Source organism: Streptomyces actinomycinicus (assembly GCF_016741775.1).
In the GTDB taxonomy this organism is placed as follows: Bacteria; Actinomycetota; Actinomycetes; order Streptomycetales; family Streptomycetaceae; genus Streptomyces; species Streptomyces actinomycinicus.
The window spans coordinates 267,475-290,127 of the sequence record NZ_JAERRK010000005.1; the positions used below are offsets into that span (position 1 = coordinate 267,475).

Consider the following 22,653-nt stretch of genomic DNA (forward strand, 5'->3'; position numbering starts at 1 on the left):
GGTGCCGCCGTGATGCAGGGGCGGCACCGCCGGGCTTCAGGGACTGCGCGGACCTACTCGGTCACCTTCAGCAGCTTGTTGGCGGTTCCGCTGCCGGGGTTGGTGATCTTGTCGCTGGTGGCACCGCCGGTCAGCGCGGAGGCCACCTGGGCGGGCGTGGCGTCCGGGTGTCCGGCCAGGTAGACCGCGGCGGCTCCGGTGACGTGGGGGGTGGCCATGGAGGTGCCGGAGATCGTCTTGGTGCCCTGGTCGCTGTCGTTCCAGTCGGAGGTGATGTCCGAACCCGGCGCGTACAGGTCGACGACCTTGCCGAAGTTGGAGAAGTCCGACTGGGCGTCGTCCTTGGTGCTGGAGGCGACCGTGATGGCCTCCGGGAGCCGGGCCGGTGAGCCCTGCCCCGCGTCGGCCGACTCGTTGCCCGCGGCCACCGCGAAGGTGACACCCGAGGCGATGGCCTTCTTGACCGCCTCGTCGAGCGCCGGGTCCGCGCCTCCGCCGAGGCTCATGTTGGCCACCGAGGGACCCTTGTGGTTCTTGGTCACCCAGTCGATGCCGGCCACGACCTGTTCGGTGGTCCCGGAGCCGTTGTCGTCGAGGACTCTGACCGCGACGACCTTGGCCTTCTTGGCCACACCGTGGGCGGTGCCGGCGATGGTGCCCGCCACATGGGTGCCGTGGCCGTTGCCGTCGTCGGCCTTGTCGTCGTTGTCGACGGCGTCGAACCCGTAGGCGGCGCGGCCTTCGAAGTCCTTGTGGCTGATGCGTACACCGGTGTCGATGACGTACGCGGTCACCCCTTCCCCGGCCTTGTCGGGGTAGGTGTACTTGCCGTCGCCGGCCGCGTCCTGCTGGTCGATGCGGTCAAGACCCCAGGACGGGGGCTTGTCCTGGGTGGCGTCGATGTGGAACTTCTTGTTCTGGACGACCGTGGCCACCGCGGGGTCGGCCGCGAGGCGCTTGGCCTCCGTCTCGGTGAGGCTGTCGGCGGCGAAGCCGTTGACCGCCGAGCCGTACGTACGGCTGAGCTTGCCGCCGTACTCGTCGGCCAGCTCCTTCTTCTCGGCCCCGGAGGCCTTCTCGTCCAGGAGCACGACGTAGCTGCCGGCCACGGCTCCTTCCGCGCCGAGGCCGTAGACCGTGCCCTCGGCAGGCTGTCCGGCCTGCGCGACGGGGGACACGTACAGGCCGGTACCGATGACGGTCGCGGCGGCCGCGATCGCGGTGACGGTCTTGGCCTTGCCCATGCGTTTGTGATGCGCCGTCAAGAGGGGTCTCCTCGTGGAGTGGGGGGATTTGTGTTCGAGGCGGCAGCGCTGCGCGTGCTCTGGAGCGTGCCTACTTGTCACGAACAGATCAACCCCCTGACAAGGCGCCGAGACCCCGCCCATGATCGATCTCCACAGGATTCACGCACATCCGAAGCAACCCGAGCGCAAACGTGCAGCCCGGCAGGCTGGTTGAATCACCAAGGAAGATCCACGGATTAACCGTGCCTCTTTCTTCACCGTCCGGTCACGTGCGGCACGGCTCGACGCGTCCCGGTGCGGTGACCGCGGTTCGCGCGGGAGGAACGGCGGGCTCGCGGGGGCCGACCGGGACGCCCGCCGGCGGGCAGCGAAAGACCCGCCGCCGTCAACCGCCGTCCGCCCCGGGCCGCCTCAGGGAACCCTCCGGGGAACCGGACCTCACGGCTGCGTGCCGAACAGCGCACGGACGGCGGCGCCGACCCGGTCGGCGACCACGTCGGGCGCGGAGGCGTCGAGCTTGCCGTCGAGGTACAGGAAGGCCAGCCCGTGGACCAGGGCCCACACCGCGGTCGCCAGCACCTCCGGATCGGCGCCCGGGAAGGCGCGGCGGACGAGCCCTGCGACGTATTCCGAGACGGCGGCGACCGCCGTCGCCCGCTCGTCGTTCGCCGGGTCGCAGGGCTCCGCGAACATGACGCGGAACAAGGCCGGGTGATCGAGCGCGAAGCGGACGTAGGCCACGCCGACCGCGGCGAGGTCATCGGGCGTCGCGGGAGAGGGATGCGCCGCCGCCAGGTGCGCGGCGAGTTCCCGGTAACCCTCCGCGGCGACCGCGGAGACCAGCGCGTCACGGTCCGCGTAGTGGCGGTAGGGGGCGGTCGCCGACACGCCGGCCCGCCGCGCCACGGCCCGCAGCGACAGCCCGGCGCTGCCGTCCTCCTCGAGCAGTTCCCGCGCCGCGCGCAGGCAGGTGGTGCGGAGATCCCCGTGATGGTACGAGGAACTGGCTTGTGGCATGGTTCACCCTTCCAAATGTTTACGCCGCTTACATCGTCGCCCTAATGTGAGCGGTGCATACATTCTAGGAGATCGAAAGGAGAGCCCGGATGTCCGGCGAGCTTTTCTCACCCCTGCCCCTGCGCTCCGGGCCGGTGCTGCGGAACCGAGTGGCGAAGGCGGCCATGGAGGAGAACATGGCCGGTTACGGTCAGCTCCCCGACCGGCACCTGCCGGCGCTGTACCGCCGCTGGGCCACCGGCGGCGCAGGACTGCTGATCACCGGCAACGTCATGGTTCACGCCGAGGCGCTGACCGGACCCGGCGGCGTGGTGCTCGACGACGCCTCACCGCTGGAGCCGTTCGCCGACTGGGCCGAGGCCGGCAAGTCCGGTGGCGCGGCGATGTGGATGCAGATCAACCATCCCGGACGCCAGGTCAACGCCGACATGCCCGGCGTCGTATGGGCCCCCTCCGCCGTCGGCGTCCAGCTGGGCCGGCACAGCAGCCGCTTCGGCCGTCCCGTGGCGATGACTCCCCGGCAGATCGAGGCCACCGTGGAACGGTTCGCGGTCACGGCCGCCCGCGCCGAACAGGCCGGGTTCGACGGCGTCGAAGTGCACGCCGCGCACGGCTACCTGCTGTCCCAGTTCCTGTCCCCGCTGGTCAACCGGCGCACCGACGCCTGGGGCGGGCCGCTGCGGAACCGGGCCCGGATGCTCCTGGACGTCGTCCGCGCCGTTCGTGCCGCCGTCTCACCGTCCTTCGCGGTCGCCGTGAAGCTCAACTCCGCCGACTTCCAGCGCGGCGGATTCGACGCCGACGACGCCCGGCAGGTGATCGAGATGCTCGCCCCGCTCGGCGTCGACCTGGTCGAACTGTCCGGCGGCAGCTACGAGAGCCCCGCGATGTCCGGCCGCCCCGCCGATGCGCGCACCCAGGCCCGCGAGGCCTACTTCCTGGACCTGGCGACGGATCTGGTCAGGACCAGCCCGCTCCCGCTGATGCTCACCGGCGGCATCACCCGGCGCGACACCGCGGAGCGGGTCCTCGACAGCGGCGTGGCGCTGATCGGGCTGGGCACGGCCCTCGCCGTCACCCCCGACCTGCCCGACCGCTGGCGCGGCGGCCGCGAGGCCGACCGGCAGCTGCGCCCGGTGACCTGGTCCGACAAGGCCCTCGCCTCCACCGCCGGCATGGCACAGGTCCGCCACCAGCTGCGCCGCCTCGCCCGCGGAGCAGGGCCCACGCCGGGCACCCACCCGGCCTGGGCCCTGCTCTCCGAGCGGCGCCATCAGCGCCGGGCACTGCGCCGGTACCGCGCCTGGCTGCCCGAGCCGGCCGGGGAGAGCGCGGAGGCGGTCGACCGACGGGGATGAGGATGCCGGGGACGCCAGGACCGCAGGGGACGCCGGCTGAGGTGGGCGAGGCCGGGGAAACGTGAGCCGGACCCGTAGGACGGCCGCAGGGAGCCGATGAGCCCCGATCCGGCCCTGACCGAGCCGGTCGGCAAGCTGCTCGAGGGCCGGGCCGTCTTCCTGGCCCGGGCCGTCGACCGGGTCGCCGGCCCGGACGAGCGCGAGGACCTGGCGAAGGCCGTCGAGCCGCTGGAACGGCTCGCCGCGGCCGACCTGAGCGACGGCGGCACGAACCGGCATTACCGTCTTCGTAGCCCCGCAACCCCGAGCACCACGGCGAGGAGAACCACGGAGCGGCCCCGCCCTCCCGGTACGAGTGGTACCGCGGCACGCGCGGGCTTGCCGGGCAGGCGATCCTGGTGAGCAGACACGTCCGCGAGAGCCCAGGAGGCGCGGCCCGTGATCGCCGTGAACCCGATGGACAGCGCCGCAGTGCTGGCCGCCTTCGGCGCGCTGGGTGTGCTGTTGGTGATCTTCGCCGAGTCGGGTCTGCTGGTCGTCGGCTTCTTCCTGCCCGGGGACACGCTGCTGTTCCCGGCCGGCGTGCTGTGTGCGGGCAGCGCGCAGCAGGCGCCGCGGCTCTCGCTGTGGCAGGTGCTGCTGTGCGCGGCCGTCGGGGCTGTGGCCGGCGGGCAGGTGGGGTTCCTGATCGGGCGGCACGGCGGCCGGGCGCTGCTGGCGCGGACGTCCAGCACGCGGCTGAAGGGAGCGGCGGCGCGGGCTGAGCGGCTGCTGGCGCGCTACGGCTACCGCAAGGCGCTGGTGATCGGCCGGTTCGTGCCGCTCCTGCGGTCGGTGCTGCATCCCGTGGCGGGAGCCCTGGGGGTGCCCACGCGGACCTTCACGCTGTGGCAGGCCGTGGCCGGTGTGCTGTGGTCGCAGACGCTGGTCCTCGCCGGATACACACTCGGCGCCTCCGTCCCGCACATCGACGACTACCTGCTGCCGCTGGTCGCCCTCGTCGTCGTCCTCTCCCTGCTCCCACTGCTCCCCGAGGCCTACCGGGCCCGCCGCGCCCGCCGAGCCCGACATGACCAGCCAGACCGCGACCCGCCAGACCGTGACCAGCCAGACCCTGACCAGCCGGACCGGCATGACCAGCCAGACCGTGGCCAGCCGGACCGGCACGACCCGCAGGACCGGCGCGACCCGCAGGACCCGTGAGGCCGGCGGAACCCGCAGGACCCGCCCGACCCGTGTGACTCCTCGAGCCGGTCGCGCCGCGGCCGTCACAGCCCGGCTGCCCGGTGCGCGACACGGCCCGCCACCACCGTGAGCGTGACGGTCATGCCTCGATGTGTTCGACACGGTGGCGCACCGGCTCCCGCACCGCTTCCGAACCCCTACCGCCCGCCCGCGCCTCTGTGTCCGGTACCTCCGCCCGCGCCTTCTCGACGGAGTCGCGCACGTGGCACACCGCCGCGTCGCCGACCGCATGCGTGGCCGGGGGGATCCCGGCGCGGTGGAGGGCGGCGATCAGCTCGGTTTCCGGCTCGGGCTCAGCCTTTCCGGCGTGCCGTACGGCCCTTGCGGCGCTCGCGCTTCGACTGCCGCGGGCCGGGGACCGGCTCCAGCTCGCCTACCGCCGCCGGCGCATGAGCCGGTTCGCCCGGGTGACCGCCGCCGGCGCACCACCAGGACGGGCGGCCGGAGTCCGGCGCCACATGCATGCCGAGCCCGTGCTCGGTGCAGACCGGCCAGACCTTCCACAGGCATTCCATGACCGTTTCCTGGGCGGCGTCGGCGACGTCCCCCAGGGCCCTTTCCGCGGACGTGACCGGTGGCAGCGAGTCGCCGTGCGCCTCGCCGTTCGCGAGGGCGACGAAGACCTGTTCGGCATCGTGCGTCGAGTACGAGACGAGGCACAGCGGGCGCTGCTCCGGCAGCGTCGCCGCCAGGTCCCGGTTGACCGCGGCCAGCGCCTCGTCCCACAGCGGGTGTTCGCCGGTGGGCACGAAGTACGGTTCGGGGGAACGCGGAGAGTACATGCCCCGATTGTCCCCGGCGGGCACACCGCCGTGCGAACCGCCCCCCGGCGAACTCGGGCCGCACCGCCCGGGCCGCCCGCCCGGCGCGGCAACGACGCGTTCTGGACTGGTCCGTGAGTGTCCGTGAGACTGGTTCGCGCGGCCGGCGGCCGCGGACCGGAACCGACGGCCCCCGGATCTCCAGGACGGTGCCATGGCAGACGAAGCCTCCCGCGTCGAACTCACCCCGCGCGCCGCCGAACTGGTGCGCCGGCTGCGCGCCGAGCACGGTCCGCTGATGTTCCACCAGTCCGGCGGCTGCTGCGACGGCAGTGCACCCATGTGCTACCCGGACGGCGAGTTCCGCACCGGCGGATCGGACGTGCTGCTGGCGGAGCTGGCCGTGGAGGGCGTGGACGAGCCCGTCACCTTCTGGATGTCGCGCAGCCAGTACGAGGCGTGGAGTCACACCCGGCTGATCGTGGACGTCGTGCCGGGGCGGGGCAGCGGCTTCTCGCTGGAGGCACCCGAGGGGGTGCGTTTTCTCACCCGTTCTCGCGTCGTAGACGCCCAGTAGGCCCATCGGCCGCCTGTGTCTGGTGCACTCCCCTGTAGACAGGGGCAGTTGACGAGACATCAGGAGGCACGGTGACGAGACGTCGCAGGCGTTCGGCAGCGGGCAGAGCGGTTCTCACAGGTGTCACGGTGTTCGGTGTACTGGCCGGTGCGACCCTGGTCGGTGCGGCGCCGGCCGGTGCCGCACCGACGGGCCGGCGGATCGCGCCGGGCGTCACCTACCGGCAGTTCGACATCGACGCCGCCGCGGGCACGGCTCACGCCCACCTGCTCACCATCGACCTGGCCAATCCGCATGTCCGCGTGGACCTGCTGTACCCGGGCGCGGTGGCGGCCCGGGCGACCGTCTCCCGGCTGGCCGACTCGGCCGGGGCGGTCGCGGGTGTCAACGGTGACTTCTTCAACATCACGGAGACGCAGCACCCGGGCGTGGAGGCCACCGGCGCGGCCGTCGGACCGGCCGTCGCGGGCGGGGACACGCTCAAGGCGGCGGTGCCCGAGGGCCAGCGGTTCGGGCCGTCGCTGCCGCCCGGGACGAACACGCAGGACGTGTTCGGTGTGGGCACCGACCGGCGGGCCCGGCTGGACCGCATGTCCCTCCTCGGAACGGTCGGCACCCCGGCCGGCCGGCTGCCCCTCAAGGGCCTCAACCAGTACGCGCTGCCGGTGAACTCCGTCGGCGCGTTCACCGCGCGGTGGGGCAGCGCCTCGCGGATGCGGTCCGTCTGCGGCACCGACACCCAGCGGTCGGCGCCCTGCAGCACCGACACCTACGAGGTGAAGGTGCAGGGCGGCCGGGTGGTCTCCGCGGCCGGTGATCCCGGCGGCGGCGCGATCCCGGGCGACACCACCGTCCTGGTGGGTCGTGAGGAGGGCGCGCAGCAGCTGCGGAAGCTGTCGGTCGGGGACCCGGTGGACGTGACACACAGCCTGGTGGCGGCCTCGTCCGGGGTGCCGTACACGTTCGCGATCGGCGGCTTCCCGATCCTGCGCGACGGCACACCGCTGTCCGGTCTGGACGACACCACCTCGGCGGTGCGCACGGCCGTCGGCTACAAGGGCGGCGGACAGCAGCTGCTGCTCCTGGCCCTGGACGGGGGCGCGGACTACCGGAGCGGCCTGACCGTCGCCGAGGAGGCGGACGCCATGCAGTCGCTGGGCGCCGCCGCCGCCTTCAATCTCGACGGCGGCGGCTCGACGGAGCTGGTCGCCCGCGAGGACGACGACGACGCCGTGCGGGTCCGCAATCACCCCAGCGGCGGCGCCGAGCGTCCCGTGCCGAACGGCATCGGCGTCTTCTCCACCCTCTGACCGGCACCGTGCGGCCTCAGGGCCGCAGACTGCTCACCAGGTCGGCGGTCGCGGTGAGCCCGCTGTGGATGGTGGGCGCCATGCTCGTGCAGGACAGGTAGAAGCCGAGCGTCGTGCAGACCAGGGCATGGGAGATCTTCAGCGAGCAGTTGCGAACGAAGATCACAGCAAGGACCAGGAGCAGCAGCACCACAGAGATGGAAATGGCCATCGGAACCTCCTCCGCCACGCCCCATGAGCGGCGTTCGGCCGCAAGTGTGGCGTAGCGGAGGAGCTGTCCGGGCAGCTGACGTGTCCTCCGATCGTGTGGTCTTACGCGGAGGGGTGGCTGTCGAGGAACGTCTCGAGGCCGGCGAGGTCGTCGGTGTTGAGGTAGTCGACGCCCGCTGCGAGCAGTTCCGTCCACAGTGCGTCCCGGGCCGGGCCCGGGGTGTCGGGGGTGGCCCAGAACCGGACCTGCTGCCCGCGCGCACGGGCGGCGCCGGTGATGCCGTGCAGCTTCTGCCGCTCGGCGTCGGGGAACGTGCCCTGGCCCGTCCAGGTGAAGTTCTGCGTCCAGTTGTCGCTGATCAGCGAGATGAAGTCGGCCGGGGCGGAGCCGCCGAGGTCGCTGAGCCGGCCGTCGTAGAAGGCGCGCCGCTCGGTCTGGGCCGCCATGGGGGCACGGGCCGCCCGGTCGCCGGAGACGACGGCGGTGACCGGTCCGGGGTGGACGCGGCCGTGCGCGTACCGCGTGAACAGGTGCGGGTAGCGGCGCAGGTGGCGGTCGAGTTCGAGGTAGGTCGAGGAACCCTCGGTCTTGATGTCGACGAGGAGCTGGAGCGGCCGGCGCCATCCCCGGTAGACGGAGCCGTGGCCGGCCCGCACGCGGGCGCAGAGCGGTTCGAGGTAGAGGGACTCGAGGGTGCGGGCCGGGTCCAGCTCGGAGGCGTCGTGTCCGATCAGGAGCTGGTCGCCGACGAGGAAGATGTCGGCCTCGACGCTCCCGAACCGGTGGTCGAGCGCGTCGGACAGGGGTCGCGGGTGTGCGTAGTCGTTGTGGGCGTGGGCGCGCCACAGCGGACGGGGGCCGCGGTGACTGCCGGCCGCCCGCGCCGCTGACGCGGGCAGGACGACCGCGCCGGCGAGCGCGGCGCCGAGGGTGCCGAGGACTCTGCGACGAGTGGTGAGGGCCATGCACTGCCTCCCTTGGGGTGCCGGAGGGGACCGGGGAGAGTATGCGTGCGCTCTCCACCCAAGGAGCCTTGTGTGCAGGGGAGTTGGCCGGAGTGCCGCCCTTTGTTCATGTCACCGGCGCGGGGCGCGCGGAAAGGCCCGCCCCGGGTGGGGCGGGCCTCATACCGCGCGGGTCACGGTGCCCGGAGGTCGACCAGTTCGGCCAGGGCCTCGCGGTGGGCGCCCGCGGTGCCGTAGGCGATCGAGTCGGCCTTGGCCCGCTTCAGATACAGGTGGACGGGGTGTTCCCAGGTCATGCCGATGCCGCCGTGGAGCTGCAGCGCCTCCTCGGTGGCGCGAACGGCGACGGGGGCGGCGTAGGCCTGGGCGACGGCCACCGTGATGCCGGTGTCCTCGCCGCTGGACAGGGCGTCGGCGGCGGCGCGGGCGGCGGCCCGGAGGTTGACCACCTCCAGCCACAGCTGGGCGAGCCGGTGCTTGAGCGCCTGGAAGCCGCCGACCGGCCGGTTGAACTGCTTGCGCTCCTTCAGGTAGCGGACGGTCTCGGTCAACGCCCAGTCCGCCACGCCGAGTTGTTCGGAGGCGAGCAGCCCGGCGGCAGCCCGCAGCGCACGGCGCACGGCGGGTTCGGCGTCACCCAGCCGGCGCGCGCCGCGCACTCCGTCGAGGGTGACGCGCGCCAGCGGCCGGGTGAGGTCCAGGGACGTCTGCGGCGTGATCGTCGCGGCGGAGGCGTCGACCGCGTACAGACCGCCGTCGTCCGCGGGCACCAGCAGCAGGTCGGCGACGGCCGCGTCCGCGATGCCGGACAGCTCACCGTGCAGGCGACCGCCGTCGACCCGTACGGTCGCGAAGGCGGCGCCGGGGGCGGCGTGCAGTCCCACCGCGAGCGCGCCGACCGTGGTCCCGGAGGCCAGCTGTGCGAGCAGGTCGTCGGCCCCGCATTCCAGCAGCGCCTCCGTGGCGACGACGGCGCTCGTCAGATAGGGCACGGGGGCGACCGCACGCCCCAGTTCCTCGAGGACGACGGCGGCCTCCCGGTGGGTGGCGCCCTGGCCGTCCAGCTCCTCCGGAACGAGCAGGCCGCCGAGGCCCATCTCTCCGGTGAGCGTCTTCCACAGCGAGATGTCGTGCGGTGCGTCCGACTCGGTGCGGGAGATCACCGCGGCCGGGCCGCAGCGGTCGGCCAGCAGGCCCCGTACCGCCGCCCTCAGCGCCTCTTCCTCCTCGGAGTACAGCAGATCCGTCATCGGGCGAGGTCCTTCCAGGCGACGTCCTTGTCGGTGCGCGGCTCGGCGGGCAGGCCCAGGACGCGCTCGGCGACGATGTTCAGCAGGACCTCGCTGGTCCCGCCCTCGATGCTGTTGCCCTTGGCGCGCAGATAGCGGTAGCCGGCGTCCCGGCCGGTGAAGTCGACCAGCTCGGGCCGGCGCATGGTCCAGTCGTCGTACGACAGGCCTTCCGCGCCGCGCAGTTCCACCTCCAGGCCGCTGATCTCCTGGTTGAGGCGGGCGAAGGCGAGCTTCATGCCGGCGCCCTCGGGGCCGGGCTGGCCGACGACGAGCTGCTGGCGCAGCCGCTCGGCGGTGAGGCGGGAGACCTCGGCCTCGACCCACAGCTTGAGCAGCCGCTGGTGCAGGTCGTGGGTACGCAGTTCGGGGCGTTCGCGCCAGGTCCTGGCCACCGGGCCGATCATGCCGCCCTCGCGGGGCAGGGCCATGCCGCCGATGGCGACGCGTTCGTTGTTGAGCGTGGTCTGGGCGACCCGCCAGCCGTCGCCGACCTCGCCGAGGCGGTGGGCGTCGGGGATGCGGACGCCGGTCAGGAAGACCTCGTTGAACTCGGCCTCGCCGGTGATCTGGCGCAGCGGCCGTACCTCGACGCCCGGGTCGGTCATGTCGCAGACGAAGTAGGTGATGCCCGCATGTTTGGGTACGGCCGGGTCGGTGCGGGCGATGAGGATGGCCCAGCGGGCGAGGTGGGCGCTGGACGTCCACACCTTCTGCCCGTCGACGACCCAGCCGTCGCCCTCGCGGACGGCCCGGGTGCCGAGCGCGGCCAGGTCGGAGCCGGCGCCGGGCTCGCTGAACAGCTGGCACCAGACCTCCTCGCCGGTCCACAGGGGCCGCAGGAAGCGCCGCTTCTGCTCCTCGGTGCCGTACTTGAGGATCGTCGGCGCGGCCATGCCGAGGCCGATGCCGATGCGCCGGGGGTCGTTGTCGGGGGCGCCGGCGGCCTCCAGTTCGGCGTCCACGACGCCCTGGAGGGAACGCGGGACGCCGAGGCCGCCGAGGCCCTCGGGGTAGTGCACCCAGGCCAGGCCGGCGTCGAAGCGGGCCCGGAGGAAGTCCAGGCGGTCGGTGCTCGCGGGCGGATGCTGCGCGAGCAGGTCCCGTGTGCGGCGGCGCAGTTCTTCGGCGTCGGTCATGCGGCGGCTCCGTTCTCGGGCAGGACGGCGACCCGGCCGGTGGTCACCCCGTCGGCGACCCGCTGCACGGCCGCAGCCGCCTCGGCGAGCGGCACCCGCTCGCTCACCAGCGGCTTGATCGCGCCCTGGGCGGCCAGTTCGGTCAGCTGCTCGTGGCAGTGCTGGACCAGCTTCGGGTTCTTGGTGTTGTACAGGCCCCAGTGCAGGCCGAGGATCGCGTAGTTCTTCACCAGGGCGTGGTTGAGGGCCGGGCTCGGGACGCCGCCACTGGCGAAGCCGACGACGACGATGCGGCCCTCGAAGGCGACCAGCTTCGCGGACTGGGCGTACGCCTCGCCGCCGACCGGGTCGTAGATCACGTCGGCGCCCCGGCCGCCGGTGGCCTCCTTGACGGCCGCGACGACGTCCTCGCCACGCCGGTCGACGACCACGTCACAGCCCAGCTCGCGGGCGACGGCCGCCTTCTCGGCGCCACCGACCACGCCGATCACGGTGGCCCCGGCGGCCTTGCCGAGCTGCACGGCCGCGCTGCCCACGCCTCCGGCGGCGGCGTGCACGAGCAGGGTCTCCCCCGCTTCCAGGCGGGCCCGGCGGTGCAGGCCGAACCAGCCCGTCTGGTAGCCGATGTGCAGCGCGGCGGCCTCGGCGTCGTCCAGGGATTCGGGCGCGGGCAGCAGGGCGCGCGCGTCGGCGAGGGCGTACTCGGCGAAACCGCCGTGGGGCAGCGCGGGGTTGGCGATCACCCGGCGGCCGTCCTCGGTCTCGCCGCAGATCTCCACGCCCGGGGTGAAGGGCAGCGGCGGGCGCACCTGGTACTGGCCGCGGCACAGCAGCGCGTCCGGGAAGTTGACGTTGGCGGCGCGCACCCGCAGCAGCACCTGGCCGTCACCGGGTGCGGGCCGCTCCACCTCCGCCAGGCGCATCACCTCGCCCGGCTCGCCGTTCTCGTGCACTTGCCATGCCTGCATGCGGTGCCTCCACGGGGGACTGCTTCGTCTGACCGGGTCCGACCGCATACTAAGCGGTCGCTTGCCGATCAGGGAACAGTCCTCCGCCGTCACTTCCGGGACGTAGGCCGCGCCCGTACGTGCATCCGCTCCCCCTGGGGCCCGAACAGGCTCAGGAACTCCACCGGCCCTTCCCCGGCCGACCCGAACCAGTGCGGGACGCGCGTGTCGAACTCGGCCGCCTCCCCCGCGGTCAGCACCACATCGTGCTGACCGAGCACCAGCCGCAGCCGCCCGGCCAGCACGTACAGCCACTCATAGCCCTCGTGGGTCCGCGGGTCCGGCTCGGCCGTCCGCTGCGGCTCGACCACCTTGTAGGCCTGCAGCCCGCCCGGCTGGCGGGTCAGCGGATACATCGTCCGGCCGTGCCGCACGATCGGCTTGGCCCGCACCCGGGGGTCGCCGACCGGCGGGGCGCCGACCAGTTCGTCCAGCGGGACCTGGTGGGCCTGGGCGATGGGCAGCAGCAGCTCCAGGCTGGGTTTGCGCAGGCCGGACTCCAGCCGGGAGAGGGTGCTGACGGAGATGCCGGTGGACTCGGACAGCGCCGCCAGGGTCACTTCCCGCTCCTTCCGGATCCGCCGCAGCCGCGGGCCCACCTCGGCGAGAACGTCGTCGGTACTCATACCCGTATTGCAGATTCGGCAACGGAGTTTGTCAATGCGGCACCGGCTGGGCGACCGTCGGCGGCGGAGGTGGTCACCATGACCGAGAGCTGGGAAGTGGTCGTCGTCGGGGGCGGTGCGGCCGGGCTGTCCGCCGCGCTGGTACTCGGGCGGGCCCGGCGCCGCACCCTGGTCGTCGACGCCGGCGAACCACGCAACGCGCCGTCCGCCCACATGCAGGGCTACCTGTCCCGGGACGGCATGTCCCCGGCCGAGTTCCTGGCCGTGGGGCGGGAGGAGACCGCCCGGTACGGGGTGCAGCTGGTCCGGGACCGGGTGGTGGACGCGACCGGCGGCGAGGGCTTCACCGTGGTCCTCGCGAGCGGCCGTACCGTACGGGCCCGGCACGGCCTGGGCGCCGAGATGCGCGAAACGCCGTTCGGCAGCTACCCGGTGATCGACGAACGGGGCCTGACGAGCGTGCCCGGCCTGTGGGCCGCGGGCAACGTGAGCGGCTTCGCCGAGCAGGTGATCAACGCAGCCGACCGCGGCCACCGGGCCGGCGCGGCGATCAACGGCGACCTCCTCTACACCGGCCTGGACAAAGGCACCCCCTGACCGCGCACCCCCGGCCCCCACAGGGGCGCGAGGAACTGCGCGACAGGCCACCACCCACCCGCACAAGACACACACCCCAGCCCCCACAGGGGCGCGAGGAACTGCGCGACAAGCCACCACGCACCCGCACCTCACGACGCACCCGGCACCCGCATCCGCACCCGCACCCCGCACCCGGCACCCGGCACCCGGCACCCGGCACCCGCACCCGCACCGCACGACGCACCGGCACCCGGAGAACGGCGCATCCGGCGGAGCCCTGAGGCACCATGACTGCATGCTGCTGACCCGGTTGGCCGAGGTGTCCCGGGAGGTCGCCGCCACGGCGGCCCGGTCCCGCAAGACGGAGCTGCTCGCTCAGCTGTTCCGGGACGCGGAGGCGGACGACGTGCCGATCGTCATCCCCTACCTGGCCGGACGGCTGCCGCAGGGCCGGCTGGGAGTCGGCTGGAAGGTGCTCGGCCGCCGGGTCCCGCCCGCCGCCGTGCCCACGCTGACCGTCGCCGAGGTCGACGCCCGGCTCACCGAACTGGGCAAGGTGTCCGGACCCGGTTCCCAGACGGAGCGGGCCCGGATCGTCGGCGAGCTGATGGCGGCGGCCACCGAGGAGGAGCAGCGCTTCCTGCTCGGCCTGCTCACCGGCGAGGTCCGGCAGGGCGCCCTGGACGCGGTCGCGGTGGAGGGGCTGGCCCGGGCGACCGGCGCGGGCCCGGCGGACGTACGGCGGGCCGTGATGCTCGCCGGCTCACTGCAGACGGTGGCGCAGGCGCTGCTCGGCGACGGTCCCGGCGCGCTGGAGCGGTTCCGGCTGACCGTCGGCCGCCCGGTGCTGCCGATGCTGGCGCACAGCGCGTCGTCGGTCGCCGAGGCGGTGGAGAAGCTGGGCGCCTGCGCGGTGGAGGAGAAGCTGGACGGCATCCGGGTCCAGGTCCACCGGGACGGCGACACGGTACAGGTGCACACCCGCACCCTGGACGACATCACCGACCGGCTGCCCGAAGTGACGGCGGCGGCACTGCGGTTGCGGGGCGAGCGGTTCATCCTGGACGGCGAGGTGATCTCGTTCGACGCGGCGGGCCGGCCCCGCTCCTTCCAGGACACGGCCGGCCGGGTGGGCTCCCGGACGGACGTGGCGAAGGCCGCCGAGGAGACCCCGGTCTCCCCCGTCTTCTTCGACGCCCTGTCCGTCGACGGCCACGACCTGCTCGACCTGCCCTTCGCCGACCGGCACGCGGAGCTGGCCCGGCTGGTGCCGGAGCCGATGCGGGTGCGCCGTACGGTCGCCGCCGGGCCGGAGGACACCCCGGAGGCGGAACGCTTCCTCGCCGACACCCTGGCCCGGGGCCACGAGGGGGTCGTGGTCAAGGCCCTGGACGCGCCGTACAGCGCGGGACGGCGCGGTGCCTCTTGGCTGAAGGTCAAGCCCGTGCACACGCTCGACCTTGTGGTGCTGGCCGCCGAGTGGGGCCACGGCCGCCGCACGGGCAGGCTCTCCAACCTCCACCTGGGCGCCCGCACCGCGGACGGCACCTTCGCCATGCTCGGCAAGACCTTCAAGGGCATGACCGACGCGATGCTCGCCTGGCAGACCGAGCGGCTCTCGGAGCTTGCCGTCGAGGAGACCGGCTGGGGGGTGCGGGTGCGTCCCGAACTCGTCGTGGAGATCGCCTACGACGGCCTCCAGCGCTCCAGCCGGTACCCGGCCGGCGTCACCCTGCGCTTCGCCCGGGTGGTCCGCTACCGCGAGGACAAGCGCGCCGAGGAGGCGGATACGGTGGAGGCCCTGCTGTCGGCCCATCCGGAGGTCAAGCCGTGACGGTACGGACGACGAAGCGCAGCGCGGGACTGCTGCTGTTCCGGCACACCGACGAGGGCCTGGAGGTGTTGCTCGGCCACATGGGCGGCCCCTTCTTCATGAAGAAGGACGCCGGGGCGTGGACCGTGCCGAAGGGCGAGTACGAACCCGGCGAGCCGGCCTGGGAGGCGGCCCGCCGGGAGTTCCGCGAGGAGCTGGGGCTGGCGCCGCCCGACGGGGAGGCCGTACCGCTCGGCGAGGTCGTGCAGTCCAACGGCAAGATCGTCACGGCGTGGGCGGTGGAGGCCGACCTCGACCCGGAGACGATCGAGCCGGGCACCTTCACCATGGAGTGGCCGCCGCGGTCCGGCCGGACACAGGAGTTCCCGGAGCTGGACCGGGTGGCGTGGCTCGGTCTGGACCGGGCCCGTGCGGTGATCGTCACGGCCCAGGCGGCGTTTCTCGACCGGCTGGCGGAGCACTCGGGCTGAGCGGGGGACCGTCGCGTTGCGACTTGCCGGGCCGCGCGCGAAGGTCGAGACAAGCCCGCTCCCAGGGAGGTCAGCCATGCCCATCGCAACGGTGAACCCGGCGAACGGCGAGACGCTCAAGACGTACGAGCCCATGGGTGAGGAGGAGCTGGAACGCCGGCTCCAGCTCGCCGAGGCCACGTTCCGCACGTACCGGACGACCGCGTTCGCCGACCGCGCCCTGCTGCTGAACAAGGCCGCCGATCTGCTGGACGAGGACCAGCAGGAGATCGGCCGGGTCATGACCACCGAGATGGGCAAGCCGGTCAAGCAGGCCCGCGCCGAGGCCGCGAAGTGTGCCAAGGCGATGCGCTGGTACGCCGCCAACGCCGAGCGGCTGCTGGCCGACGAGGAGCCCGCCGAGTCGGACGTGCGGGACTCGGGTGCCAGCCGGGTGCGGGTCCGCTACCGCCCGCTCGGTCCGGTCCTCGCGGTGATGCCCTGGAACTTCCCCCTCTGGCAGGTGGTCCGGTTCGCCGCGCCCGCCCTGATGGCGGGCAACGTGGGGCTGCTCAAGCACGCCTCCAACGTTCCCCAGACGGCTCTTTACCTGGAGGACCTCTTCCACCGGGCGGGGTTCCAGGAGGGCTGCTTCCAGACGCTGCTGATCGGCTCGGGCGCGGTGGACGACGTCCTGCGCGACGACCGTGTCAAGGCGGCCACCCTCACCGGCAGCGAGCCCGCGGGCCGGGCGGTCGCCTCCACCTCCGGGGAGATGATCAAGAAGACGGTGCTGGAGCTGGGCGGCAGCGATCCCTTTGTCGTCATGCCCTCCGCCGACCTCGACCGGGCGGCCGCGGTCGCGGTGACCGCGCGGGTGCAGAACAACGGTCAGTCCTGCATCGCCGCCAAGCGGTTCATCGTGCACACCGACGTCTACGACGCCTTCGCCGAGAAGTTCGTCGCGGGCATGGAGGCCCTCAGGACCGGTGACCCGCTGGAGGAGGACACCGAGATCGGACCGCTCGCCAGCGAGCAGGGGCGCAAGGACGTGGAGGAACTGGTCGACGACGCGAAGCGCAGCGGCGCCCAGGTGCTGTGCGGCGGACAGCGGCCGGACGGACCCGGCTGGTACTACCCGCCGACCGTGCTCGCCGGCATCACCAGGGAGATGCGCATCCACCGGGAGGAGGCGTTCGGGCCGGTCGCCACGCTGTACCGGGCCGGCGATCTTGACGAGGCGGTCCTGATCGCCAACGACTCCCCGTTCGGCCTGAGTTCGAACGCGTGGACGCGGGACGAGAACGAGGTGGAGCGGTTCGCGCGGGACCTGGAGGCGGGCGCGGTCTACGTGAACGGGATGACCGCCTCGCACCCGGCGTTCCCGTTCGGTGGTGTGAAGCGCTCGGGGTACGGGCGTGAGCTGTCCGGGCACGGTATCCGGGAGTTCTGCAACATCACCACGGTTTGGCAGGGTGCGTGAGCACTGCGGGGCTACCATCCCATTTGTGAACCGCGAAGTGACCCTGCCTCTGATCGTCGACGACCGCGGCGCCCTGCAGGTCGCCGCGGCCGACGTGAGTAAGTTGCTGCGGACCGTCGGTGCGCGGTGGCTGCATCTCGTCGAGGACGGGGAGCAGCGGCTCGACGAGGACACCGTCGCCGCTCTGACCATCGAGCTGGCGAAGCTGGCGGATCGCATCGACGTGGCCTGCATCGCGCACAGCAGCGGAGCGCCGTGACGGCACCGCCGGACCGCGTCGCAGCTGCCCGGGCCCTCCCCGCGTGGCCCTAACGTCACCAGGCGCGTTTTCCCTCGTCCGGCCGCAGAAACCGCCCTTCGAGCCCGACCCGGGGTCCCCGGTTCGGAGTAACCCAACGGGAGATCATCGTCCTCCCGGGTGACGGTGGGTGTAGCACCCAAAGAGGTGAACCACCTACTGGCCGGCGGGCGAAACCCTGCCGGCAACCGGAAAGCAGGGACGGTTCATGGCGACTTTGTGCAGGCCCTCGGTGTCGGTCCCGGAGCACGTGATCACGATGGAGGACACGCTGGAACTGGCGCGTTCCCGTCACGCCGACCACCCGCAACTGGGGCTCGCTCTGCGGCTGATCGAGAACACGGGCGTGAAGACCCGGCACATCGTGCAGCCCATCGAGGAGACCCTCAAGCACCCGGGCTTCGAGGAGCGCAACAAGCTCTACGAGGCCGAGGCCAAGGCCCGGGTCCCCGCGGTGATCCAGCGGGCGCTGGACGACGCCGAGCTGCTCACCAGCGACATCGACGTGATCATCTACGTGTCGTGCACGGGCTTCATGATGCCGTCGCTCACGGCGTGGCTGATCAACGAGATGGACTTCGAGAGCACCACCCGTCAGCTCCCGATCGCCCAGCTGGGGTGCGCGGCCGGCGGTGCGGCGATCAACCGGGCCCACGACTTCTGCGAGGCCTACCCGAACGCCAACGCGCTCATCGTGGCCTGCGAGTTCTGCTCGCTGTGCTACCAGCCCACCGACCTCGGGGTCGGATCGCTGCTCTCCAACGGCCTGTTCGGCGACGGCGTCGCCGCGGCGGTGGTCCGCGGCAACGGCGGCACCGGCGTCCAGCTGGAGCGCAACAGCTCGTACCTGATCCCGAAGACCGAGGACTGGATCGCCTACGACGTCCGGGCGACCGGCTTCCACTTCCTGCTCGACAAGCGGGTGCCCACGACGATGGAGCCGCTCGCCCCGGCGCTGCGGGACCTGGCGGGCACGCACGGCTGGGACGCGTCCGACCTGGACTTCTACATCATCCATGCGGGCGGGCCCCGCATACTCGACGACCTCAGCAAGTTCCTGGAGGTCGACCCGCACGCCTTCCGGTTCAGCCGCGCCACGCTGACCGAGTACGGCAACATCGCGAGCGCGGTGGTCCTGGACGCGCTGCGCCGGCTGTTCGAGGAGGGCGGCCCCGGCGACCGGGCCCGCGGCATGCTCGCCGGGTTCGGCCCCGGCATCACCGCCGAGATGACGGTGGGCCGCTGGGCCACCATGGACGGAGACGCCCGGTGATCGACGAGACGGCGGCCCCCGGCGCCCTGCCGGCCCTGCCCCCGATCCGGCACTGGCCCGCGCTCGACCTCAACGGCACCGACTTCGACCCGGTGCTGGCCGAGCTGATGGCCGAGGGCCCGGTCACCCGCGTCCAGTTGCCCAACGGCGACGGCTGGGCCTGGCTGGTCACCCGGTACGACGACGTGCGCACGGTGACCAACGACCCCCGCTTCAGCCGTGAGGCGGTGGTGGCCAGGCCGGTCACCCGGCTCGCCCCGCACTTCATCCCCGCCCCGGGCGCGGTCGGCTTCCTGGACCCGCCGGACCACACCCGGCTGCGCCGTTCCGTGGCCGCCGCCCTCACCGCGAAGGGCGTGGAGCGGGTGCGGGCGAGGGCGCGCGGGATGCTGGACGAGCTGGTCGACGACCTGCTGGACGGCGGGCCGCCCGCCGACCTGACGGCGGCGGTGCTCAGCCCGTTCCCCATCGCGGTCATCTGCGAGCTGATGGGCGTCCCGGCGGGCGACCGGCACAGCATGCACAACTGGACCCAGCTGATCCTCTCCGCCGCGCACGGCAAGGAGATCAGCGAGACGGCCAAGCGTGAGATGGCGGCGTACTTCTCCGACCTGATCGGGCTGCGCGAGAACAGCACGGGTGAGGACGTCACCTCACTGCTGGGTGCCGCGGTGGGCCGGGGCGAGGTCACCCTGGACGAGGCCGTCGGCCTCGCCGTGCTGCTCCAGATCGGCGGCGAGGCGGTCACCAACAACAGCGGGCAGATGTTCTACCTGCTGCTGACCCGCCCCGCGCTGGTGGCACGGCTGCGCGCCGAGCCGGAGATCCGCCGGCCGGCCATCGACGAGCTGCTGCGGTACATCCCGCACCGGAACGCGGTCGGGCTGTGCCGGATCGCCGTGCAGGACGTGGACATCGGCGGGGTCCGCATCCGCGCCGGAGACCCGGTCTACGTCTCCTACCTGGCCGCCAACCGCGACCCCGAGGTCTTCCCGGAACCGGAGACCCTCGACTTCTCCCGCAGCCCCAACCCGCATGTCGCGTTCGGCTTCGGCCCGCACTACTGCCCCGGCGGCATGCTGGCCCGGCTGGAGGAGGAACTCCTGATGGACGCCCTGCTGGACCGGGTCCCGGGCCTGAGACTGGCCGTGCCGGCCGATCAGGTCGCCTTCAGGAAGGGCGCACTGATCCGGGGCCCCGAGGCCCTGCCCGTGACCTGGTGAGCTGCCCATGACAGAGACCGAAGGACTGTACGTGCCACCGGGCCACGGCCGCGTCGTCGAGACGCCGGCCCAGCGGGTGACGTTCAAGGTGACCGGAACGCACTCCCGCATGGCCTCCACCTTCGAGGTGGACGTCCCGCCCGGCTTCGACGTGGGCGCCCATGTCCACACGCGCAGCGAGGAGTTGTTCTACGTACTCGAGGGCGAGCTGGACGTGCTGGCCTTCGAGCCGCGCGTGCGCACCCCGGACAACTGGCAGAAGTGGGAGTCGGTTTCGGGCAGCCGGGTGGTCCGCGCGACACCGGGCACGGTCATCGTCGTGCCACCGGGCTGCCCCCACGCCTTCGCCAACCCCACGGACGCCCCGGCGAAGATGTTCTTCCAGGCCGCTCCCCCGCCGGACCACGAGCGCTACTTCGAGGAGCTGCTGGAGATCCTGGGCAACGGGGGCCCTCCGGACCAGGAGGCCATCGAGGCGCTGCGGGCGAAGTACGACATCGAGCAGCTCACTCCGCTCAGGCACCGGTGAGCCCGAGCGGCCGCGGGGCCGCGGGGCCGCGGGGTGCTGCGCGGGAGACCGCCGGCGGCCTCGCGACCGGATCGCGCAGCACCCCCGCGGCCCTAGCGGATCGGCATCCCCGCCAGCGTCCGCGCGATGACGAGCCGCTGGATCTCACTCGTGCCCTCGAAGATGGTGTAGATCGCGGAGTCCCGGTGCATCCGCTCGACGGGGTACTCGCGGGTGTAGCCGTTGCCGCCCAGGATCTGGATCGCCTGTGCGGTGACCTTCTTCGCGGTCTCGCTCGCGAACAGCTTCGACATCGACCCCTCGGCCGCGGTGAAGGGCTTGCCGTTGACCGCCATCCACGAGGCGCGCCACACCAGCAGCCGGGCGGCGTCGATCTGCGTCCGCATGTCCGCCAGCTGGAAGGCGACCCCCTGGTTGTCGATGATCGGCCGGCCGAACTGCTCACGGGTCGTGGCGTACTCCAGGGCCACCTCGTACGCGGCCCGGGCGGTGCCGACGGCCATGGCGCCCACGGCCGGCCGTGACGCCTCGAAGGTCGCCATCGCCGCGTTCTTCACACGCTCGCCGCCGGAGGCCTTCGCCTTCTCCCGGGCCCGGGCGAGCCGCTCGTCCAGCTTCTCCTTGCCGCCGAGCAGACAGGAACCGGGAACGCGGACGTTCTCCAGCACGACCTCAGCGGTGTGCGAGGCGCGGATGCCGTGCTTCTTGAACTTCTGGCCCTGGGTGAGGCCCGGCGTGCCCGGCGGGACGATGAAGGAGGCGTGGCCCTTGGAGCCCAGCTCCGGGTCGACGACCGCGACGACGACGTGGACGTTGGCGATGCCGCCGTTGGTCGCCCAGGTCTTCGTGCCGTTGATCACCCACTCGTCCTTGGCCTCGTCGTACACGGCACGGGTACGCATGGAGGCCACGTCGGAGCCGGCGTCGGGCTCGGAGGAGCAGAACGCGGCGACCTTGACGTCGTTCTGGTCACCGTACATCTGGGGGATCCAGGTGCCGATCTGCTCCTCGGTTCCGTTGGCGAGGACGCCCACGGCGGCGAGACCGGTGCCCACAATGGAGAGGGCGATGCCCGCGTCGCCCCAGAACAGCTCCTCCATCGCCATCGGGATGCCGAGCCCGGTGGGGTCGAAGTACTGCTGTGCGTAGAAGTCGAGGGAGTAGATGCCGACCTTCGCAGCCTCCTGGATGACCGGCCAGGGCGTCTCCTCGCGCTCGTCCCACTCGGCGGCGGCGGGACGGATCACGTCCGCGGCGAAGCCATGGAGCCAGTCCCGGACTTCCCTCTGTTCGTCGTTCAGCTCCATGGTGAACTCGGCCATGTCCCCTCCAGCGGCGGCACGTGCAATGTTACTAGCGGTAACCCGAGTCTGTTACCGCCCGGTAGGAAAAGTCAACCGTCGATGACACCTCGGCAGCCCGTTCGATGTCAGGGGCCCGGGCAGTGTTAGTTTGCGCAGGCGTCACCGAATCAGCACGGGTGGGGAGAGCACATGGACACCACGCAGCGGACCGATCAGCAGCGGTCCGCCGACCGCCGACGGCGCGAGCTGCTGGAGGCCGCCGACCGGGTGGTGCTGCGCGACGGCCCGCAGGCGTCGATGAACGCCATCGCGGCGGAGGCCGGCATCACCAAGCCGATCCTCTACCGGCACTTCGGCGACAAGGGCGGTCTGTACGCGGCACTCGCCAAGCGGCACACCGACGCGCTGCTCGCCTCACTGCGGGCGGCGCTCGACGCTCCCGCCGAACGGCGCGAACGGGTCGAGTCCACGCTGGACACCTACCTCGCCGCGATCGAGGCCCGGCCCCAGGTGTACCGGTTCCTCATGCACCCGGCGGAGGGGAGCGCGGGCGGCGACCACGGGTTCGACGTCGGCAAGCACTCCGCACCGCTGCTGCGCAGGATGGGCGAGGAGCTGGCCCAGGTCATCGAGGAGCGGGTGGACCTGGGTCCGGAGAGCCAGCAGCTGGCCCGGGTCTGGGGACACGGGATCGTCGGGATGATGCATGCCGCCGGGGACTGGTGGCTGGGCGAACGGCCGTGCTCCCGCGCCGAGTTGGTGCGGTCCCTCGCCGATCTGCTGTGGGGGCGCCTCGCGGCCGCTGGCGACAGGGTCGGAGGCCCGGGGTTCTGACACCGTCCCCTCGACGGCGGGTGCGCGGGGTTCGTCGCGGACCGTCGCTGCACGGGGTCTTGGCGCGGACCGTCGGTGCGCGGGGCTCGGCGCGG

Annotated in this window: 24 protein-coding genes; 14 read left to right on the forward strand and 10 right to left on the reverse strand. The window is 72.6% G+C overall.

What is annotated here, in order from left to right; translation table 11 throughout:
* Positions 1 to 53: 53 nt before the first annotated feature.
* Positions 54 to 1,244 carry a S8 family peptidase gene (locus tag JK359_RS12920; RefSeq protein ID WP_201835461.1) on the reverse strand — a complete coding sequence of 397 codons (1,191 nt, stop codon included), beginning with the start codon at positions 1,242 to 1,244 and terminating at the stop codon, positions 54 to 56.
* A 441-nt stretch (positions 1,245 to 1,685) separates the two neighbouring features.
* The gene (locus tag JK359_RS12925) at positions 1,686 to 2,264 is read right to left on the reverse strand and encodes a TetR/AcrR family transcriptional regulator (RefSeq protein WP_201835131.1); all 579 of its coding nucleotides are present in this window, start codon (positions 2,262 to 2,264) and stop codon (positions 1,686 to 1,688) included.
* 89 nt (positions 2,265 to 2,353) lie between these two features.
* Between JK359_RS12925 and JK359_RS12930 the strand changes: the two genes are divergently transcribed.
* The 3 genes from JK359_RS12930 (at position 2,354) to JK359_RS12940 (ending at position 4,825) form a co-directional block, all read left to right on the forward strand.
* A complete protein-coding gene (locus JK359_RS12930; protein WP_201835132.1) occupies positions 2,354 to 3,622 on the forward strand; it encodes an NADH:flavin oxidoreductase/NADH oxidase family protein in 1,269 nt (422 codons plus the stop codon).
* A 96-nt stretch (positions 3,623 to 3,718) separates the two neighbouring features.
* Positions 3,719 to 4,024, forward strand: a complete 306-nt coding sequence (locus JK359_RS12935; RefSeq protein ID WP_201835133.1) for a hypothetical protein — start codon at positions 3,719 to 3,721, stop codon at positions 4,022 to 4,024.
* A gap of 36 nt (positions 4,025 to 4,060) precedes the next feature.
* Complete coding sequence (locus JK359_RS12940) at positions 4,061 to 4,825, forward strand: DedA family protein (protein WP_201835134.1); 765 nt, start codon at positions 4,061 to 4,063, stop codon at positions 4,823 to 4,825.
* 335 nt (positions 4,826 to 5,160) lie between these two features.
* On the opposite strand, the gene JK359_RS12945 is transcribed toward JK359_RS12940, so the two are convergent.
* Entirely contained in the window at positions 5,161 to 5,649 is a 489-nt protein-coding gene (locus JK359_RS12945) for a hypothetical protein (protein WP_201835136.1), read from the reverse strand.
* 193 nt (positions 5,650 to 5,842) lie between these two features.
* On the opposite strand from JK359_RS12945, the gene JK359_RS12950 reads away from it, so the two are divergent.
* Together JK359_RS12950 and JK359_RS12955 are read left to right on the forward strand one after the other, a co-directional pair.
* Entirely contained in the window at positions 5,843 to 6,205 is a 363-nt protein-coding gene (locus JK359_RS12950) for a DUF779 domain-containing protein (RefSeq protein ID WP_201835138.1), read from the forward strand.
* Positions 6,206 to 6,333: 128 nt separating this feature from the next.
* Positions 6,334 to 7,515, forward strand: coding sequence for a phosphodiester glycosidase family protein (locus JK359_RS12955; protein ID WP_307788088.1), 1,182 nt, complete (start codon positions 6,334 to 6,336; stop codon positions 7,513 to 7,515).
* 16 nt (positions 7,516 to 7,531) lie between these two features.
* Here the strand turns inward: JK359_RS12955 and JK359_RS12960 are convergent, their stop codons facing one another.
* The 6 genes from JK359_RS12960 to JK359_RS12985 all read right to left on the reverse strand — a co-directional run bounded on the left by JK359_RS12960 (position 7,532) and on the right by JK359_RS12985 (position 12,752).
* Positions 7,532 to 7,726, reverse strand: a complete 195-nt coding sequence (locus JK359_RS12960; RefSeq protein WP_201835141.1) for a hypothetical protein — start codon at positions 7,724 to 7,726, stop codon at positions 7,532 to 7,534.
* 101 nt (positions 7,727 to 7,827) lie between these two features.
* On the reverse strand, positions 7,828 to 8,691 hold the full coding sequence (locus tag JK359_RS12965) for a phosphatidylinositol-specific phospholipase C/glycerophosphodiester phosphodiesterase family protein (protein WP_201835143.1): 864 nt from the start codon (positions 8,689 to 8,691) through the stop codon (positions 7,828 to 7,830).
* 173 nt (positions 8,692 to 8,864) lie between these two features.
* The gene (locus JK359_RS12970) at positions 8,865 to 9,941 is read right to left on the reverse strand and encodes an acyl-CoA dehydrogenase family protein (RefSeq protein WP_201835145.1); all 1,077 of its coding nucleotides are present in this window, start codon (positions 9,939 to 9,941) and stop codon (positions 8,865 to 8,867) included.
* Positions 9,938 to 11,119, reverse strand: a complete 1,182-nt coding sequence (locus JK359_RS12975) for an acyl-CoA dehydrogenase family protein (protein ID WP_201835147.1) — start codon at positions 11,117 to 11,119, stop codon at positions 9,938 to 9,940. Before JK359_RS12975 ends, JK359_RS12970 begins: the two co-directional genes overlap by 4 nt.
* Complete coding sequence (locus tag JK359_RS12980) at positions 11,116 to 12,087, reverse strand: NADPH:quinone oxidoreductase family protein (protein ID WP_201835149.1); 972 nt, start codon at positions 12,085 to 12,087, stop codon at positions 11,116 to 11,118. The genes JK359_RS12975 and JK359_RS12980 overlap by 4 nt, the downstream gene beginning before the upstream one ends.
* Positions 12,088 to 12,176: 89 nt before the next feature.
* Positions 12,177 to 12,752 carry a helix-turn-helix domain-containing protein gene (locus tag JK359_RS12985; protein ID WP_201835151.1) on the reverse strand — a complete coding sequence of 192 codons (576 nt, stop codon included), beginning with the start codon at positions 12,750 to 12,752 and terminating at the stop codon, positions 12,177 to 12,179.
* A gap of 78 nt (positions 12,753 to 12,830) precedes the next feature.
* On the opposite strand from JK359_RS12985, the gene JK359_RS12990 reads away from it, so the two are divergent.
* The 8 genes from JK359_RS12990 (at position 12,831) to JK359_RS13025 (ending at position 20,420) form a co-directional block, all read left to right on the forward strand.
* On the forward strand, positions 12,831 to 13,349 hold the full coding sequence (locus tag JK359_RS12990) for an FAD-binding protein (protein WP_201835153.1): 519 nt from the start codon (positions 12,831 to 12,833) through the stop codon (positions 13,347 to 13,349).
* Between the two features lie 277 nt (positions 13,350 to 13,626).
* Positions 13,627 to 15,165 (forward strand): ATP-dependent DNA ligase, encoded by a 1,539-nt coding sequence (locus JK359_RS12995; RefSeq protein ID WP_201835155.1) that lies wholly within the window; start codon positions 13,627 to 13,629, stop codon positions 15,163 to 15,165.
* A complete protein-coding gene (locus JK359_RS13000; RefSeq protein ID WP_201835157.1) occupies positions 15,162 to 15,635 on the forward strand; it encodes an NUDIX hydrolase in 474 nt (157 codons plus the stop codon). Before JK359_RS12995 ends, JK359_RS13000 begins: the two co-directional genes overlap by 4 nt.
* Before the next feature lie 76 nt (positions 15,636 to 15,711).
* Positions 15,712 to 17,097, forward strand: a complete 1,386-nt coding sequence (locus tag JK359_RS13005; RefSeq protein ID WP_201835158.1) for an NADP-dependent succinic semialdehyde dehydrogenase — start codon at positions 15,712 to 15,714, stop codon at positions 17,095 to 17,097.
* A gap of 25 nt (positions 17,098 to 17,122) precedes the next feature.
* On the forward strand, positions 17,123 to 17,356 hold the full coding sequence (locus JK359_RS13010; protein WP_201835159.1) for a DUF6213 family protein: 234 nt from the start codon (positions 17,123 to 17,125) through the stop codon (positions 17,354 to 17,356).
* A 247-nt stretch (positions 17,357 to 17,603) separates the two neighbouring features.
* Entirely contained in the window at positions 17,604 to 18,668 is a 1,065-nt protein-coding gene (locus JK359_RS13015) for a type III polyketide synthase (RefSeq protein WP_201835160.1), read from the forward strand.
* Complete coding sequence (locus JK359_RS13020; RefSeq protein WP_372445401.1) at positions 18,668 to 19,891, forward strand: cytochrome P450; 1,224 nt, start codon at positions 18,668 to 18,670, stop codon at positions 19,889 to 19,891. Before JK359_RS13015 ends, JK359_RS13020 begins: the two co-directional genes overlap by 1 nt.
* A 7-nt stretch (positions 19,892 to 19,898) precedes the next feature.
* Complete coding sequence (locus JK359_RS13025) at positions 19,899 to 20,420, forward strand: cupin domain-containing protein (protein WP_201835162.1); 522 nt, start codon at positions 19,899 to 19,901, stop codon at positions 20,418 to 20,420.
* Between the two features lie 92 nt (positions 20,421 to 20,512).
* On the opposite strand, the gene JK359_RS13030 is transcribed toward JK359_RS13025, so the two are convergent.
* Complete coding sequence (locus tag JK359_RS13030) at positions 20,513 to 21,742, reverse strand: acyl-CoA dehydrogenase family protein (protein ID WP_201835164.1); 1,230 nt, start codon at positions 21,740 to 21,742, stop codon at positions 20,513 to 20,515.
* Between the two features lie 171 nt (positions 21,743 to 21,913).
* Between JK359_RS13030 and JK359_RS13035 the strand changes: the two genes are divergently transcribed.
* Complete coding sequence (locus JK359_RS13035) at positions 21,914 to 22,558, forward strand: TetR/AcrR family transcriptional regulator (protein WP_201835166.1); 645 nt, start codon at positions 21,914 to 21,916, stop codon at positions 22,556 to 22,558.
* The last annotated feature ends 95 nt before the right edge of the window (positions 22,559 to 22,653 follow it).